This is a genomic window from Pseudotabrizicola sp. (assembly GCF_030684215.1).
In the GTDB taxonomy this organism is placed as follows: Bacteria; Pseudomonadota; Alphaproteobacteria; order Rhodobacterales; family Rhodobacteraceae; genus Pseudotabrizicola.
Map to the genome: position 1 here is coordinate 1 of NZ_JAUXOV010000013.1, position 16,321 is coordinate 16,321.

Consider the following 16,321-nt stretch of genomic DNA (forward strand, 5'->3'; position numbering starts at 1 on the left):
GGCGTCGAACCCTTCGCCTACCTCAAGGCCACCCTGACCGCGATTGCCAACGGCCATCCCCAAAGCCGCCTCAATGATCTCATGCCGTGGAACTTCAAGCCGTCAAGCTAGGCAAGCCGTGATGCCCCGCGAACGCTTACAAAAAAGTTATCCTGATTTGCATTCAAATATTGGCCAGCAGAAAAAGAAAGACTCATCGTAATTTCCTCATCTTGCCTGCCTTCATTCCAATCTGTCGGATAGTCGGATAATTGCGTGTAGCGCTCTGTGCCATTGCGAACATGTTCTCTAAACTCTTCAAGGCGTGCGCTTACTGGAACATCTTCTTCCCAAAACGAAGCTATCGGCGCAGCGCCAAACATCGCATCCGTAATTACATATCCTTGAACCGCACAAGTAAGAAAGTCTTGAGAAGATACTCCTAAGTAGTCATTGACTGAAAGATCAACAGCTTCTTCAGTTCCATCGAGGCACTTCTGATAGAATGCAGCGATTGGCTCGAAGTCGACACTATTTGAGGGTGGGGCAATCTCTTTAGACCACTCCAAAACATTGGAAAGGCTCTCAGCTCCGAAATTTCGGTAATGCTGGACAGAGAACAAATTCAAGGTGAACTTATCCGCCCTTTGTTCGATGTCCAAGTTCTCTATACCGAGCAAATACGGCTCTCCGTTATTGTCAATCACTCCTTGAACAACTTCGTCGTCTCTGAAGTTCGAAAGTGCTATTTGGTTCAAGTCTGATGCTTTCATTGCACAGACCAGTCCCTGAGGAAGTCCGTCTTGACCCTGTGCGAATGAGGTCGTTGGCACCATTGCCAATGCTGCCAACGACAGTGCGGCTGAAATTGCCTTTACCTTTCCATAACCGTTCGAAATGAAGTCTGACATGAGCATCTCCTAAAACATGACGCCTTATGATATCTCAGTCTCAGAAAGGCCCTTGTTAGTTATCCACAACGAAATGTGTTTCTGGATAGATTTTGGGATATGCATCAGGCTTCCTTTATCAGAAATGATAAAGCCTTCCCACTTTCTATGGGAAGGCCTGAAATTAAAAAGAGACTAACCAAATTTCGGTGAGATCGACGCAGATGAAAAGAATATCAATGGAGAATGGCCTTTCCCTGCGGCGACCAATCGTAAGTTACTTGCTTTCCTGCTGAGAGTGAACTTACCTTACGACTTCATTGAGAAGATTCAGCACTTGCTCGTCATTAAGTGTGCAATCTACTCTCCTTTTGGGGAAGTCACCCAAGAATGGAGATGACCCAATAACAATTTGGTTTTGAGGAAGGTCACTTCCGCAATACACCTCCCAACCACTTCGTTCTCCAAGAAGCACTAGTTCCCCACTGCTTTCCAGAGCGTCGAGAATTTGTTTATCTGTTGGGTCATCCGGCAAGGCAACTGTGGTGATTGTCTGCTCAGAAAAAAGTTTTGCATTTATCATATGGTATTCCTTATGTAAGATTTTCAAATATTGTGCGTCACGTTTTTAAATTCAGCACAACAAAGCTTATACACAAATTTTTGCAACCAATCAAGATTCAATCATGAAATATTAGTTGCTTTATTCATTTATTTATGGATCGGAAATCCGAGATAGATTGACGCGATGATTTTTTGCTAGGTGCGAGGATTGACCATCGAGCGAAGCGCACGCATCGATTTAGAACGATATCGTCTTTTTCAGGTGCTTCAAATATAGACGTGTTGGGCGTCTTAACGTTCAGTTGCTCAGCCCGAGCGGCATTAAGATGATTGCAGCGCCGGTTGAAGCCTATCCGTTTTAGGCCTTAGTTTCTGCGAAGCTGAAGGTGTTCATCCAGTCGTCAAGCGTTCGCCGTGGAAAACTACGCGCATTTCGTGTATCCCCAAACTGATCAAAGAGCCGCCGAATGCCTGTCAGGTCTTCACCAATAAGGTCCTCTCCATTGAACAAAAGCACGTTCCATATGGCATGAAGAAACCAGGTTGGATGATCGTAGTTCGGGTTGTGGCCCCCATCTGGCAGATTTCGAGCTACATTTTCTGGTGTGGCGTCTATGTATGCCGCCAAATCAGCCTTCGACAAATCGCCGGCAATCATCTTTTCAAACACATCTTTTCGAATAACCCGCGCGATAATGAGGCTGACTGTCAGCGCCCTCCAACCGCCGTATAGTCTTGGGTTGAGCGCTTCTGGATGAAGGATAGCCACTGCGCCCAAGATTTTCCCAACATCCCTGATGGACACCGCATTTTTCCGAACGACCACCGGAAGCTGCCGCTCAACGATCTCCTCTATATACTCCTTCGGCAGTCCCATCTCCCGCGCGGCCGTCTGCGCATAGGCAAGGACAGCTGGAATCTTGGTATGCTGTCCTACCTGATCCGGCAAACTCACCGTCAAGCTGATGAACTTCTGCAGGTAGGATGTCGCGTCGATCTCGTGGCCATACCTGGCCTTCACGCTGTTCTCCATCGCCTTCAGGTTAACGCCCAGGACGAAGTGCACCATAGGCACCGCGAAGAAATGCTTGATCACCTCAAGGACCTCGAGGGCGTAATCTGGCCGGCAGCGATCAAGTTCATCTATCACGATGACCAAAGGCGTAGGATCGACACCTTCCTCGCCTTTTACCAGCTGCTCCAAACCGTTCCGGAACGCTTGCATACCCTGCTGGCGTCCTTCCTCTCGCGCCCAGAACTGTTCTGCAAGCTCTTGGGCGCCACCGTTTGCGACATCAGCAACGGCGTCTGCTAGATCGCCAACTTGCTGTTGGGCGCCGAGCGTGATCAAGTTTAGCCCGATCTTCGTGAGCGGTTTGGCAAACTTGAAGGCGACCTCTTTCATTCGGTCCAGCTTCGGCCGTTCAGCCGCGGGCACGCGTTCAGAAAGAGCCGCGACAAGGGCAACCAATGGATCTGACTGGTAATCGTGCGCAAAGGCGTCAAAGTAGAGGGTCAAAGCCCTACCGTTGTTCTGCCCGCGATGAGCGCCAACCCAGCGTTTCAGGAAATATGACTTCCCAGTCCCCCACCGGCCATCCAAAGCAACAACGAGGGGGTCTTCAATCCGATCGAGGAGATCAGACAGGGATTTGCTGACCTTGCCCCGCTCAAGGATGTCGTCTCCGAAAACGGTCTCATAGAGGGTTACTTCGGGGTCGGGTGGGAGAAAGCGCATGGTATCCTCAGACAGTGCAAATTAATCTGACGCTGACGGCCCCATCGCGTCCCACGCAAGCAACATTTCCCGGATAACCTTCTTCTCTGTATCGGTAATCACATGGTCATCGTAGAACTGCTGGCCGTTGAAGCGAATGACTGAGCGATCTGACTCAGCTATTTGCTTGGCAAGTTTTATCATCGTCTCGTTGCCGCGGTAAGCAGCCCACTCCCAGATCTCGGTATCGTTGTCACGCGCCCATTGGGTCGGAGGAAGTTGAGTGATCTTGCCGTCGACGTTGATCTGGGCACCTTCGACGAAAAGCCAACCATCGCGGCTTGTGTAGTTTACAAAGAACTCGAGTGAGCGCACCCCTGCTCCTGACTCGACGATATAAAGTGTCACATAGTCTCGAGTGTCTTGGTAACGCGGCGAGGATGGGTGCCGATACCAAGAAGACCCGTCAAACTCAGCTGTCGTTTTGATCAACTGCTTGGCAATCGCGGCCTTCCTGCGTTCGTCTTCCCTCGCCTGAGCTTCAAGCGCAGCCTGATACTGCTCGACCTTGGACGCGTAGGACGCGTCATCGGGATTGATTTTTGTCAGGGCGAGGTAGGCTAACCGGTTCTCGTTGGCCTTTGCAGCCGGCAGGGGGCGAGCATATGCAAGTATAGCGGCCTCCAAGCGCTTCGCGCGATCATCGAGAGGCATCGAAAGCGTGGAAAGCTCGGCGATCTCCATTACGATTTGTTCGACTGAGTTGGGATCCGCATCTAAGCGGGCGAGAAATTCCTCTGCGGTATTCGCTATCACGGGGACGGCTACCGTTTCTTCGTCCTTGGCTGTCTCAGTGGGTGCGAGGGCTAAGCAAGCAGTCGCAGCCTTCTGCAGCGCGTCGTCTTCCAAGTTACCCCATGACCGGACCTCGCTTGCGGTTGCCGCGAAGCCAGATTGATCACCTGTGGCAAATGCAGAGACACACTTTGCTATGGTTTCGGCACGTTCATTGGGGAAGGCCGCAGATGTCGATACGAGAACAAAGAGAGCAGAGGTGCGAAGCATTGAGTGAACCATTTTGACGTGCTGAGAATGACTGTAGACAATCGAAAGTTGCGCTGCCAACCTTCAAGTGGGCGGTGTGATTCACTTTTTTTTCAAAGAGGCTCCACGCCACTCAAATGTAAAACGCATTAACGTGCATTGACTGACATCGAACAGAACAACCCTCGAAGAACGTCCTGGCGAATTTTAGGACAATTCACAACTAGGATGGATGAATAGTCCTACAGGAGACTTTCCGGCAATGATGAAATTCTCTATGAACACGTTCCTGAAGCTCTGCCTTCTCGACACCGGTGAGAAAATCTCCGAACTTCAGAAAAGGTTAAACGGTCCTGGCGGCTACGACTTCTATAAACCGCTACAACGTGCTGTAAGGTTGCATAGCGCTGGAGAGCACAAAAAGGCCTTAGAGGTTCTCGAGGCTCCAGTGAACCCAACCGAGAGAAAGCACAATCAAGACGCATTCGAAAAGTTCAGGACTAGGTTTGGCAATGTTCGGACCCTCTATCCAGTCGACGAAAAAGGATCTTTGAAGTTTACCAGTGATGGCATTGAGATTCTCCCGGACCCTCTATTTGAGATAACAAAAGGTGGTATTCGGCAAGTTTACTGTCTGTGGCCGACACAGAGTCCGGAACTCACGCAGAGATATGGTGCGGTTGCATGTTATATCATGCGAAGCACATTTAAAAATCATCCTATTGGGAATGCTGGGTTTTATCTGGCTGATTTGATCTCGGGTAGAATTTATTCTGAGAAGCAAATCACAAACAACACATCGCTGATCCTGTCGAGTGATGCCGCAAGCATCGGATCGATAATTAAGCAAATATGATCTGAAAAGTGAACGCTAGAGAAGCTTAACACTGGGAGATTTTCCTTGTCAGAAAGTGATATTGAAAAGCAGCTTTTTCAAGTTTTCATGCCTCATGCGTTTAAGCGTATCTCAGAAATACGTGAGAATGGCGCGAAGTTTGCGCACTACACGAGTGCTTACGCTGCCACTCAAATTATCGAAAAGCAAACGGTTTGGATGCGAAACGCGCTTGTAATGAATGATTTTTCAGAAATCCAACATGGCCAGAACTGCCTAAAGCAAAGTTGGGATGACGAAAAAGTAGGTGGCAGGCTCAAGGCATTACTCAATCAAATCCAGCCCGGATTAGCTGATATGGTCAGTCAGGACTTTGATAGGAGACTCTACGACCGAAGGTTTCAAAGCTACCTGACCTCGTTTAGTGAGCATGGAGATGCGACACTCGATGAAGACCGATACGGACGTCTTTCGATGTGGCGGGCCTATGGTGGAGACACGAATGTTGCCTTTGTCTTCAATAATCGCCCATTTGTCTCTGAAAGTGATGCATTGAGTGCTTTTACAAGCCCAGTTTTGTATTGCGACGCGGAACGTTTCAAGCTCCATTTCTTACAGATGGTAATAGGACTAGAGGCTAAGATAGAGCCTCTGCAGACAGCTGGAGCTGAGTTTGTTGTTCGTGCACTGACTTGGGCGTTCCATTTCGCAGTTCTCTCAACCAAACACCCGGGCTTTGCAGAGGAAAAGGAGTGGCGGGTAATTTACTCACCAACCATGCTGAAAACAGACCGAATTCCGTTCGATATTGAAACAGTCGGAGGAGTGCCCCAGCGCGTTCACAAGTTGAGGATGATGAATTATCCAGATGATGGTTTCACTGGCGCCACTCTTCCGGAGCTACTAGAAGAGATTATTATTGGGCCTACGCAGTCTACATGGACGATTTATGACGCGCTTGTTGCAAAGCTAGAAGAAGCTGGCGTCAAGGATGCCGAATCTAAAGTGAGAGTATCAGACATACCGCTCAGAAGATGACTTACCCCTCGCACCACTACGTTGTATCAGTTTGCCGACTTTACCATTTCAAAGAATTTCTTTGTTAACTTCTGCATTGAAGAAGTCCGCCCTGCTCCGTTTCGCACCAAAAAGCCCAAGGCAAGAATTGCGGTGCATTGATTGTGAAAATGATCAATCTCTTCTTGTGAACCCAAGCGCGGCTTGCGAGAAGGATCGCCATACAAACACAGATTTCTTCGATTTGCGATACTCTTGATCTGACTCTTCAGGCTTTGCCCAGGTGGTGATATCTTTTTAAGGGTAAGTTCAATAGCACCCTCAACGGCGGCATCATGCTTATCTGGCGAATTTCCGTGTGTTTTGATTGTCTCCAATGGGTCATCCTGTCGAATGTGAAAGTCGCCTAAGCGAAAATGCTGATAGGCAGAAACCAACCCCTCAATCTTTTCAAACCTAACAAATCGCTTTATTCCCGCCATTTCTCTGGAAAAGAAATAGCTCACCAGAGTCTCAGCAAGGATTAAAATCTTTGCTTTATCAAGGTGGTTCTGAATTTTCCCATAGTTTGGAATCTCATAGCCCTTATCCAAGAGGCAATAATAAAGAAAGCTGGCCGCTTCTTCCTCGGCCGTTAGTAGTGCAAAAAGTCCAAGAGGCTCACCCATTAGGAATCTTGCCTGCCGAAGACTGTCTCCTACCCCGAGGAGTGCTCCGCATGTCTTTTCACAAGCGCTTACTTCATCTGCCGATGAAACAAAGAAATCAATTGGATCGATGCCTGTGAGGAACTCCAATTCTACAGCCATAGGACACCCACTTCCGCTCCTTGAAGCGCAGTTGTTTGAAATATACTTAGTCGAACTTCTCAATCGTTCCTAACGAAAATACGAAGTTTGGTGAAGTCATTCCCCCGGACATGGAGAGCCGATCTTCAAGAAAGCAATCGCTTGCGCGCTCGTCAAAATCATACCCAAATTTTCCGGAAAACAACACACGATCGCCAATCTGAATATCATTTAGAAATTTTGAGTGCTGATATGTCCTACGGCCGTATTTCTCTCTATCAACCAAAGTAATCCCCTCGGCGACCTGAATATAGATCCGATTTAGGTTTACACCATCGCTTGTCGTTTCTATCCCCGAGACAACGCCTTGCCATTGCTCAAACTTTGCAGAGCGAAGCTCTGTGCATAGTTCTTGCCCACGGACTCTACGAATCTCGCCCTGCCTTACTGCATTGTCTTCTTCACGAAACTGGTTCTTCGCGTGGGTCACAATGGACACAAAGGTCAACTGGTCGTTCGCGCTAAGTATGCCAATTTCGTTTTCAGTCACTCTTTCACCTGTGTATGGTCGCCGCTTTTCCTCTTGATTGCCGAAGAAATAGAATAAACCAAAAATAAAAAGCGCGCCGGTTAAAAGATTTGTTCCAGACTGATCCGACATCTCCAATGACTCCATGTATGTCATATGAAGAATACATGACAAATTAGATATTGGAGGCGCTAATCCACAATTACCATGCAGAGCGCATCATTGTTCTTCATCGTTCTGCGTTTCGAACTGAGAGCCAAGATTATCCCAACAGCCCTTATGGATATCACATTTCTCCGAACGACCACCGGAAGCTGCCGCTTGACGATCTGCTCGATTTACTTCTTCGGTAGTCCCATCTCTCCTGCGGCCGCCCGTGCATAGGCAAGAACCGCTGGTAACTTGTTGTGCTGTCCCACCTAGTCAGGCGGATTCACCGACAAGCTGATGAACTTCTGCAGGTATGAGGTCGCATCGATCTCGTGGCCATAGGGGTTACTGAAGCCCTTGTTAATCCACATGTTTGATGAGCCATGCTGTTGCCACAAAGACCTCAACTACCCTAAGCTCAGCATCAAGAGCCACGGCCGGCCGAGGAGACAACCCAGTGCAGCACCTTATCGAGTTCAACACTGACCTTCTGGCTGAGCTTCGTGGAGAGGCAGACGACACAGGCCTTCCGCTCGCTGATCTTGCCTTTGAACGCCTTTGCAGCACGCTTGAGGCAGAGAGTGAAATCGAGACCTCGGACCGGTGTTCATACAGAGGTGCTGTGTCAGGCAAGTCACTGCGCATCGATGGTCATGGCGGCGATCCCCGCGATTCTGATGGGATCCTGAGTGTGATAGTCTGTGAAATTTTCGATACTGATGAGCCGCCAACGCTTAACGCCGCAGACACAAAGAAGCTCTTTGGGCATCTTGTGAATTTTGTGACCGCTGCCAGAAGGAGCGAATTCCGCGATGGACTTCACATCGAGTCGCAGGAGTTTGGCACCGCAACTATGATCGCAGATGCTTGGTCGTCGGTAACCAAGGTCAAGCTGATCCTAGTCACGAACGGTGTTTACACGGCCAGAACAGATGCAGTCTTGGCTGGCAAGATTGGCGATGTCCCGGTGACCTACAACATATGGGACATCGGCAGGTTGCATCGCGTTGAAACATCCGGATCCAAGGAAAAGATTGTTGTAAAGTTCGCTGAGGAATTTGGAGGCGGCCTTCCTGCACTCTCAGCTTCTGGGCCAGAGACCAGTTTTCCATCATATCTTGCTGTCATCAGGGGCAATCAACTTGCTGAAATTTACGACAGGTGGGGAACCAGACTTTTAGAGTCGAACATCCGCAGTTTCATCCAAGCGCGCCGCAAGTCAGTGAATGAAGGCATCAGGGACACCATTAAGGGCGAGCCCGAAATGTTCTTCAGTTACAATAACGGGCTGTCTGCAACCGCAGATTCCGTCGAAACCGAGACCGACGGCGCTGGGGTCCGCATTCTCTCCGCAAAGAACCTTCAGATCGTAAATGGCGGACAAACGACAGCATCTCTCTACGCTGCACTGAAGCATAGCCCTGAAAATCTCGAACGTGTTCACGTTCAGATGAAGTTGACGGTCGTTCCAGCGGAGACCTCTGAGGAGATCGTTCCAAACATCTCGAAGTATGCAAACAGCCAGAACAAGGTCAGTGCTGCCGACTTCTTTTCGAACCATCCTTTCCACATGCGCATGGAAAGTTACTCCCGTCGCGTTTTTGCGCCACCAGCCCAAGGTGCTACACGGCAAACGAGATGGTTCTATGAAAGGGCACGAGGGCAGTATCAGGTTGAACGTGCAAACTTGAGCGGCGCAGACAGAAAACGCTTTGATGCAGAACACCCTAAGTCCCAACTCTTTCAAAAAACTGACCTTGCGAAAATCGAGCTGTCCTTCCAGATGAAGCCAGACACGGTAAGCAAGGGTGCACAGAAGAACTTTGCTGCCTTTGCGACGGACATTGGGGCGGCATGGTCGGCAAGTGATAAGAAGTATGACGAAACTTGGTTCAAGAGACTCGTTGCCAAGGTGATCGTGTTCCGTGCACTCGAAAAGACGATACCCAAACAAGAATGGTATCCGGGTGGCTACCGCGCGAACATCGTAACCTACGGTATCGCAAAGATTGTCCACGACGCTGAAAAGCTTGGCAAGTTGCTTGATCTCGATCGTGTCTGGAACGAACAGAGAGTTCCAGATGGCATGTTGAAAGCAATCCTGTCTGCATGTGAGGCATCTGCTAACGTCATAACGGAACCTGAGAGTGGGATCCGCAACGTGACCGAGTGGGCAAAAAAGCAAGCTTGCTGGTCATCAGTCTCTAGGCTCGAAATTGACTACATTGAAGGCCTTGATGACCACTTGGTTGCACCGCAAGACGCCAAGTCAGTTGAACGCGATGGAAAACGTGCAGCTGCAGAAATTTCAGGAATTGAAGCACAGTCAAAGGTTATTGAACTTGGAAGCGCCTTTTGGAACAGACTGCGAGACTGGACTGCCTCAAATCGCTCGTTCTCCTTGAAGGACGATGGCATTTTGAAAGCCTGCAGTCAGCAAGAGCGGCGGCTGCCGTCAGAAAAGCAGTGTGTTTTGGCGGTGGATATATTGGCACGTGCTCGCGAAGAGGGTTATCTTGATGACGAAGAAACGCCACGGATAAGAATTTCAGGACGAGCTAGGGCACACTAAGTTGGCCCACTAAACATCTATGTCCGCTCGTTCGATTGAGTATTCTTGAAACTTTGTTTGACGCGAACCATTTTTAGGCGTTGTCGGGGCAAAATTTAGAACAAATAAGATGGTTAAATTTATCACTAGGATCTAGTGAACCCTTCTCCATCCCCCAGTTAGCTTGATCCTTACTGGAGCATCATCATCGACGTGAACGTCTTGGGAGACACCAGCAGGAACCACCCGAATGCTATAATTTTCTTGCCCATCCAACTTTGAGATTTCGAAGGCATCGCCTTCTTGAGCTTTCGCGTCACGCAGGAACTTTGTGAGGTATGTAATGCGGTATTCGTTCCGCGTCCCATTTAGAGCATGCAGCCTGTTGTTGTAATAGACAAACCGCAGTCGCAAGATCTCACCGTTTGGCGTTTGGCAGTCGATCCATGCCGAAGGATTCATTACTTTCGCATCAAGCTTCGGAAGGAAAGAAAGAAGTTCGCCGTCCCCTTTCGGCACGAGGATACCGGCCATGTGGCTCCCTGTCGCCCCGACGTCATTGGCGCTCAGGATTTTGATGAATGTTTTTTTGGTCATGGTTTCACCGGAGAAATTTCGAGAGCACGCTTTAGATCTTCTGCATCTCGGCTTGAGACTGGAACCGTTTCGTTGGCAAGGTCCCGCTTCCAAGCCGAGCGGTCAATCATCACCTCCTCCACAGTATCCTTATAGAACAGCCGATAGACCGTTACTGGCTCAGTTTGCCCACGACGGTGTGCCCGCGCGCTTGCCTGGGCTTCGAGCGCCGGATTCCAGACTGGTGTGAAGTGGATTACCACCGTGGCTGCAGTGATATTCAAACCCGCTCCAGCCGCCTTTGGGTTCAAGATTAAGCATGCAGGTCCCTCATGACGTGAAAAATCGTCTACGATTTGCTGCCTATCCTCTTGAGCAGTTGAGCCATTTATGGCTCCCCAGAATGTGGCCGGGAATTGCTTGCAAGCTGTGCGGATAAGATCACCAATTCGATTGAACAACGCGAAAATGATAACCTTTCTGCCATTCAGGAAGGCCTCACGGAGCAACTCGACCGTCCTATCCAGTTTAGGCGTTAGCAGCGGCAGCTCATCGCGAACCTCAATCTTTGCATCTTCCCAGTCGACAGCCGTCGCGTCAGGTATCCTTAGCCAAGGATGCGCACAGACGAGTTGGAGTTGCAGGGTCGCGACCAGTGCGCCGGCGACTGGATACTTCTCCATCGTCGTCTCTCGCACATCGTTGTAGTGATTTGCCAACGCGGTATCGAGCTCAAGTGGCAAATCAATATCTATCCGCTCTGGCAGATCAGCGGCAACATCCTTCACGCGTCGCTTCAGAACGATCGGATCAGTCAGCACACCGAGAGCTTGACCAGCTTCCAGCGTGTCAGGGAATTCGACCTCAAAAACCGTTCGATCACCGAGCATTCCGGGGATAGCAAAATCTGCCAAGGACCAAAGATCCAACAGCGTGTTTTCGACTGGCGTCCCGGTCATAGGAATTGATCGACGACGCGGGATTGTAACGATCGCCTTTCGCCTATTCGAATGAGGATTTTTGATGGCCTGCGCCTCATCGCAAATGACCCACGACCACTCAAACGATGAGAAGATTGCGATGTCGTTCACCATCGTCTCATATGTTGTGATCACGACCGATGCCACTTGTAGGTCGCGGTAGATGCCGGCCCGATAGGGCCCACGATGCACCATCAGCGAGATGCTGGGTGCAAACTTCTGAAACTCCCGCACCCAGTTTGCAATCAAGGTTGTGGGGCAAACGATCAAAGCTGGGGCGGTTGCCTTCGGAGGATCCATGAGGAGGAGAGCAATGATCTGAAGTGTTTTGCCGAGCCCCATCTCATCTGCAAGGATCAGACCACCCGTTCGAGTGACGGTTGCCCACATCCATTGAATTCCCCGCGCCTGATACGGGAACAAGTCCGCATTTAGGCCCGCAATCGTCACCTCTGACGGAAGTTGCTCCGCTGCAAACTTGCCAGAATGAAGAACATCTTGAGCTGCTTCAACGAGGATGCCATCAGGAGGGGTTCTGATTAACTTGATGGCAGTTGCGTAAGAAATGTCACTTGGGTCTTCATCACCGATCGCCCTTAGGATGACTTGGGGGGCATCAGCAGGTAAGGGGCGCAGCGTTTGTCCGTCGACAACCCAAGCATGACCAACAGTTGGCGCTTCGAAGATTTTCCGATCGCCGCGCGTTATCCGCACGCCAGCAAGAGTGATGGACAAGCGATCTGAGTGACGCGAAATAACGGCAACTGGATCGACAACCCTCGATGAAATTTCATATCCAACTGGCTGCACGGCGGCAAGTTCGGTGAAGCTTTCGGGTAAAAGGTGAAGGTCCGTCATCCCCGAGCCTCCCGATGGACTGAAAGTGCCATCAATTCACGGAGTTCTTCCAGCGACCAAGGAAATGGCTTCCTAGTGTGAGCGGCACGATGACAGTTCGGGCAAAGCGGCACCAGATCAACGGCCGGATCATACTCGCGAGGCTTGGTAAGCAATGAAAGCGGATGAAGGTGGTGCACCTCGATGATGCTGCCAGCCGTTCCATACATAGTCTCGGGATGGAGACCGCAGCATGCACATTTTTCTCCATGCAGCCGAATGCAAAGAAGCCGATTCCTTGGATTTCGTTCCCTGCGTCGGACTGTTGAAAACAGAATGGCACCCTCAAGGATGTGCGCGTCATCGTCTGCGTCAATCACATCGTAACCGATCAGTTCTGCCATCGCTGCCATAATGGGAACAATGGCATCGCGGCAGACCTTGATGAGCGCGTCGTCTTTTTCAAAATTCACTCCGCGCGCAGTCGCGATAATCTTAAAGTCACCACTGGCAACCCGCCAGTCGAAGGGAGATTGGCCAGGAATTGATAAGCCAAACGAAGGGTCAATGGATGACAACAAAGCCCGTGCGAGACCCACATCCTCATCGCTTGCGCGCTGGATCTGCCGAACAATCTCTCCAGAAAATGTCCCAAATGATAGCGTTACCTGATATCCTTTCAATCCAAACGGGCGGAGTTCGGCAACTGGTCCATTCCGAACGTCGAGATCAGAAAACCAAATCCGGAGAGCAGTGCGCGTTCCACTTTGGTCAACCGAAATGCCAATCGTAGCACCGGTGCCAAGTTCGAGCTCCTCTCGGATTATGTCCTGCCGCGACGCGATCAATTTACTACTCGCTGTCTTCTGTCAGCTCAGACGGCTCAGGGTCTGGGACGTTTCTCAGAAGCTTCCTAAGGTTCGCAGAGATTTCCGCACGGATGTCTTCAAAGACTGGCTCTAGCTCCTTGTCGGTGTTGTTCTGTTCTGCCATGGCAAAAGCATAAAGAAGCAGATCCATGCCCTCTACGGCGTAGCCATTAGCTGCCGCGCGTTGGTAGATCTTTTGATAAAAGTCGTGATGCTTGTTTAGAAGGACGCCCGGCACGTGGTCTGAACTGTTCGGGCTCCGGTAGGCAGGCTCCCAGAGGTGACCTGATGTGATATCCGTTACGGCCTCAACATAGATCGTATCTGGATTAACGTCGTTCTGAATCGGTGCTCTGATCCTTATTCTTGCACCACGATTGTTCGTAAGCTCCACCGTCTGTGTCTTGACGTCTGTGGCGGTAACTTGAGGCTTGGCTGTATTTGATGTCCCAGCAATATTCTTGTTTGAACTCGTATGATTGACCGTCTCATGGTCGTTCGCATCATCCCGGCTCTCACGTTTATATCTTAACTTTGCTTCCCGATAGATAGGCTGCAAAATTGCTCGCAGGCCATCTTCAAGGTCAGGATGAAACAAAATTCGCGATTTCTTTACGTCGATACGAAACGCCTCATCAAGCTCGTGGCCAAAATCGAACTCAATACGAAGGAGTGAGGTGTGCGGCTCTGGTGAGCCAAACACGTCCATCCAGCCACCGTCTTGGATCAATCTACCTTCTCGGTATACATAAAAGCCCTGAGCTCTATTCGATATTCTCGCAAACTCGGATTCTTCCTCCTTCGTCATATCGCGACGATGGGGAATTATCCAAGCCTTCATGCCAGCAACTTCTACCCCGCCATCGAATAGTTCTACCTCAATCTTTTGTTTGTTTGGTGCAAGGACTTGCTCAGATTTTTGAGGATAGAAAGGATTCCATGCCTTGACACTTTCCCCGTTAATACGGATGACGACATTCCGCTCACGTTCGTCCGTTGGGTCAAGAAAGCGGTGGAACACTAATGCAATGTGCTTGCTAAGCGCATTTGCCATTAGCTTCACGGCCTGCTTCTCCCTTGTTCCGGGGGTATATTCCTTGGACAAAAGGCGATCGCAATTCTCCCAAACGACAAGCGTGCCAGTTGGGCCGCAAAGCTCTTCAAACATTTCAAGTTGGTCAGAAGTCACATCTTCCGACAGCATTTCCCAAACATTTTCCTTTTCGACGTGATCGAGGTCCCAGGTCAGCTTAGCCAGTGCTTGATCTTCAGACTTGCGAGAAATCACGCTGTAGCGCTTGCAAACTGAACTTGACGCTGTCTTGAGGCCGAGCCCGAATTTTCCCAAACTTTTGGCATCAGGACGTCGATCAGCCCCGTAACGCATAGCATTCCATACACCCAGTCGATCCATTCCATGGCCATCGTCGCCGAAGTGGACGATCTTTCTTCCGTCGTGGAGGACATCAATCGCGATGTTTATTGTCTCAGCACCGGCAGCGATCGAGTTATCAATGATGTCCGCGGCAGCAGTTTTGACGTTGTAGCCGGTGTCACGGAGGCCATAGATCAGCCGCCCGGCATTTGGATCATTGATCAGGTCGCTCATTCTGCTTTCCTCGTTATCCACGTTGGCGTGCGTCTGCTCAGTTCTGCCAAGCTAGGCCCCACACTTCGATTTTTCATTATAATTGCGCGGGCTTAGCTGGGCGGCAATTAATTTGACGTGATGATCCACATGTATTTGATGTGGATCATCGAACAGCCTGTCGGCCTCAAGCGCTCAGCTCATGTCGCGGGCGCAGAGCGACTGTATTGGCAATCCATGGCGCCATAGCGTCTGCAATGGCTATTGCCACCGGGGCTGCGACCGCATTGCCGAACTGTCTGTAGGCCTGCGTATCAGAAACTGGAATGATCCATGGCTTGTTTGATCCTGGACGATCGAACCCCATTAGGCGGGCGCATTCGCGCGGGGTCAGCCTTCTTGGAATACCCCCGTCTTGTGCGAGGAGGATCTCAGATCCATCCTTGTAATAACGTGCGCTCAGTGTGCGCGTAACGCTTTCCGGCGTGCACATGCCAAAACCAAATCCATTTCCAGCAGCTTTGTGCTTTTGTGCATAGCGCTGCAGGTAGGCCCACAAGTTCGGCGTCAGTGTGTATTTGGGAAGAACTGTAGCCTGCGGACCGAAGGTGTAGGCCGGCTCCACTGTTTCCGTCCCGTCTTGGGGATGAAGGATGTCTCCCAATATTGGTTTTCGGCCCTCAGGTTGAATGACGTCATCAAGGGTGAAGTTCATCCGAACATCCTTACGGAAGCCTGCGATGAAGATCCTCTCACGATGCTGCGGAAGCCAGTGCCGAGCGTCAATCACACGATAGTCAACGGTGTAGCCAAGTTCATCAAGAGCGTGCCTTATGACCCTGAAGGTATGCCCCTTGTCATGCGACAGGAGGTTTTTGACATTCTCGAGGAGGAATGCTTTCGGTTTGCGGTAGCGAAGAATCCGGACGACATCGAAAAAGAGGGTGCCTTGGGTTTCGTCGGCAAATCCATGCGCTCGGCCAAGGGAGTTCTTCTTGCTAACGCCGGCGATCGAAAACGGCTGGCAGGGAAAGCCAGCCAACAGGACGTCATGTCGAGGGATGTCACGCTCATCAATTTTTGTGATGTCACCCTCAATCGGATGATCTTCACCAAAGTTGGCCCTATAGGTTTGCTGCGAAAACTTATTCCATTCGCTCGTAAAGACGCAGCGGCCTCCGGCCTGCTCGAAACCAATCCTGAGGCCGCCAATGCCGGCAAATAAATCAATAAAATCAAATTCTTGAGGCATTTCTTTTCTTTCCCAACCGTGTCGCGTCACTCAGCCCTGATGTCTATCATGCCGCGCCCTTGCGAAAGTCCGAACCGGATTTTCTCACCCGGAAGAAGTGAACCTTCTCACGTGCTGGGATGCGCGACGGTGGTTGCCTGCAACACTCTAACTAT

Annotated in this window: 15 protein-coding genes; 4 read left to right on the forward strand and 11 right to left on the reverse strand. The window is 50.2% G+C overall.

Going from position 1 to position 16,321, the window contains the following annotated elements; all coding sequences use genetic code 11:
• On the forward strand, window positions 1-111 hold a 111-nt coding region (locus tag Q8K08_RS00910), incomplete at its 5' end, for a transposase domain-containing protein (RefSeq protein WP_305248947.1).
• On the opposite strand, the gene Q8K08_RS00915 is transcribed toward Q8K08_RS00910, so the two are convergent.
• From Q8K08_RS00915 to Q8K08_RS00930, 4 genes are all read right to left on the reverse strand, one after another.
• Window positions 108-890, reverse strand: coding sequence for a hypothetical protein (locus tag Q8K08_RS00915; protein WP_305248901.1), 783 nt, complete (start codon window positions 888-890; stop codon window positions 108-110). The genes Q8K08_RS00910 and Q8K08_RS00915 overlap by 4 nt on opposite strands.
• 283 nt (window positions 891-1,173) lie before the next feature.
• The gene (locus Q8K08_RS00920; RefSeq protein WP_305248902.1) at window positions 1,174-1,452 is read right to left on the reverse strand and encodes a hypothetical protein; all 279 of its coding nucleotides are present in this window, start codon (window positions 1,450-1,452) and stop codon (window positions 1,174-1,176) included.
• A 339-nt stretch (window positions 1,453-1,791) separates the two neighbouring features.
• Window positions 1,792-3,171, reverse strand: coding sequence for a P-loop NTPase fold protein (locus Q8K08_RS00925; RefSeq protein ID WP_305248903.1), 1,380 nt, complete (start codon window positions 3,169-3,171; stop codon window positions 1,792-1,794).
• 21 nt (window positions 3,172-3,192) lie between these two features.
• On the reverse strand, window positions 3,193-4,275 hold the full coding sequence (locus tag Q8K08_RS00930) for a hypothetical protein (protein WP_305248904.1): 1,083 nt from the start codon (window positions 4,273-4,275) through the stop codon (window positions 3,193-3,195).
• Between the two features lie 196 nt (window positions 4,276-4,471).
• On the opposite strand from Q8K08_RS00930, the gene Q8K08_RS00935 reads away from it, so the two are divergent.
• Complete coding sequence (locus Q8K08_RS00935; RefSeq protein WP_305248905.1) at window positions 4,472-5,050, forward strand: hypothetical protein; 579 nt, start codon at window positions 4,472-4,474, stop codon at window positions 5,048-5,050.
• A 45-nt stretch (window positions 5,051-5,095) separates the two neighbouring features.
• Window positions 5,096-6,067: a DUF2971 domain-containing protein gene (locus tag Q8K08_RS00940; RefSeq protein ID WP_305248906.1), complete on the forward strand. Its 972-nt coding sequence runs from the start codon at window positions 5,096-5,098 to the stop codon at window positions 6,065-6,067.
• Window positions 6,068-6,093: 26 nt separating this feature from the next.
• Here Q8K08_RS00940 and Q8K08_RS00945 read toward each other — a convergent pair whose 3' ends face one another.
• Together Q8K08_RS00945 and Q8K08_RS00950 are read right to left on the reverse strand one after the other, a co-directional pair.
• Entirely contained in the window at window positions 6,094-6,855 is a 762-nt protein-coding gene (locus Q8K08_RS00945; protein ID WP_305248907.1) for a hypothetical protein, read from the reverse strand.
• Between the two features lie 46 nt (window positions 6,856-6,901).
• Window positions 6,902-7,495: a hypothetical protein gene (locus tag Q8K08_RS00950; RefSeq protein WP_305248908.1), complete on the reverse strand. Its 594-nt coding sequence runs from the start codon at window positions 7,493-7,495 to the stop codon at window positions 6,902-6,904.
• Window positions 7,496-7,970: 475 nt separating this feature from the next.
• Here Q8K08_RS00950 and Q8K08_RS00955 point away from each other — a divergent pair, with 475 nt between their 5' ends.
• The gene (locus tag Q8K08_RS00955; protein ID WP_305248909.1) at window positions 7,971-10,085 is read left to right on the forward strand and encodes an AIPR family protein; all 2,115 of its coding nucleotides are present in this window, start codon (window positions 7,971-7,973) and stop codon (window positions 10,083-10,085) included.
• 132 nt (window positions 10,086-10,217) lie between these two features.
• On the opposite strand, the gene Q8K08_RS00960 is transcribed toward Q8K08_RS00955, so the two are convergent.
• The 5 genes from Q8K08_RS00960 to dcm all read right to left on the reverse strand — a co-directional run bounded on the left by Q8K08_RS00960 (window position 10,218) and on the right by dcm (window position 16,166).
• Complete coding sequence (locus tag Q8K08_RS00960) at window positions 10,218-10,661, reverse strand: EcoRII N-terminal effector-binding domain-containing protein (RefSeq protein ID WP_305248910.1); 444 nt, start codon at window positions 10,659-10,661, stop codon at window positions 10,218-10,220.
• Window positions 10,658-12,478 carry a DEAD/DEAH box helicase gene (locus Q8K08_RS00965; RefSeq protein ID WP_305248911.1) on the reverse strand — a complete coding sequence of 607 codons (1,821 nt, stop codon included), beginning with the start codon at window positions 12,476-12,478 and terminating at the stop codon, window positions 10,658-10,660. The genes Q8K08_RS00960 and Q8K08_RS00965 overlap by 4 nt, the downstream gene beginning before the upstream one ends.
• Window positions 12,475-13,305, reverse strand: coding sequence for an HNH endonuclease (locus Q8K08_RS00970; protein ID WP_305248912.1), 831 nt, complete (start codon window positions 13,303-13,305; stop codon window positions 12,475-12,477). The genes Q8K08_RS00965 and Q8K08_RS00970 overlap by 4 nt, the downstream gene beginning before the upstream one ends.
• A gap of 4 nt (window positions 13,306-13,309) precedes the next feature.
• On the reverse strand, window positions 13,310-14,935 hold the full coding sequence (locus Q8K08_RS00975; protein WP_305248914.1) for an ATP-binding protein: 1,626 nt from the start codon (window positions 14,933-14,935) through the stop codon (window positions 13,310-13,312).
• Window positions 14,936-15,101: 166 nt separating this feature from the next.
• Entirely contained in the window at window positions 15,102-16,166 is a 1,065-nt protein-coding gene (gene dcm, locus Q8K08_RS00980) for a DNA (cytosine-5-)-methyltransferase (RefSeq protein WP_305248915.1), read from the reverse strand.
• Window positions 16,167-16,321 lie beyond the last annotated feature (155 nt).

What these genes read in the sequence shown, in the direction of transcription:
- Q8K08_RS00945 (WP_305248907.1), bottom strand. Translation starts at nt 6,855, where the DNA reads ATGGCTGTAGAATTGGAGTTCCTCACAGGCATCGATCCAATTGATTTC.
- Q8K08_RS00935 (WP_305248905.1), top strand. Translation starts at nt 4,472, where the DNA reads ATGAACACGTTCCTGAAGCTCTGCCTTCTCGACACCGGTGAGAAAATC.
- dcm (WP_305248915.1), bottom strand. Translation starts at nt 16,166, where the DNA reads ATGCCTCAAGAATTTGATTTTATTGATTTATTTGCCGGCATTGGCGGC.
- Q8K08_RS00915 (WP_305248901.1), bottom strand. Translation starts at nt 890, where the DNA reads ATGTCAGACTTCATTTCGAACGGTTATGGAAAGGTAAAGGCAATTTCA.
- Q8K08_RS00965 (WP_305248911.1), bottom strand. Translation starts at nt 12,478, where the DNA reads ATGACGGACCTTCACCTTTTACCCGAAAGCTTCACCGAACTTGCCGCC.
- Q8K08_RS00925 (WP_305248903.1), bottom strand. Translation starts at nt 3,171, where the DNA reads ATGCGCTTTCTCCCACCCGACCCCGAAGTAACCCTCTATGAGACCGTT.
- Q8K08_RS00975 (WP_305248914.1), bottom strand. Translation starts at nt 14,935, where the DNA reads ATGAGCGACCTGATCAATGATCCAAATGCCGGGCGGCTGATCTATGGC.
- Q8K08_RS00920 (WP_305248902.1), bottom strand. Translation starts at nt 1,452, where the DNA reads ATGATAAATGCAAAACTTTTTTCTGAGCAGACAATCACCACAGTTGCC.
- Q8K08_RS00960 (WP_305248910.1), bottom strand. Translation starts at nt 10,661, where the DNA reads ATGACCAAAAAAACATTCATCAAAATCCTGAGCGCCAATGACGTCGGG.
- Q8K08_RS00950 (WP_305248908.1), bottom strand. Translation starts at nt 7,495, where the DNA reads ATGTCGGATCAGTCTGGAACAAATCTTTTAACCGGCGCGCTTTTTATT.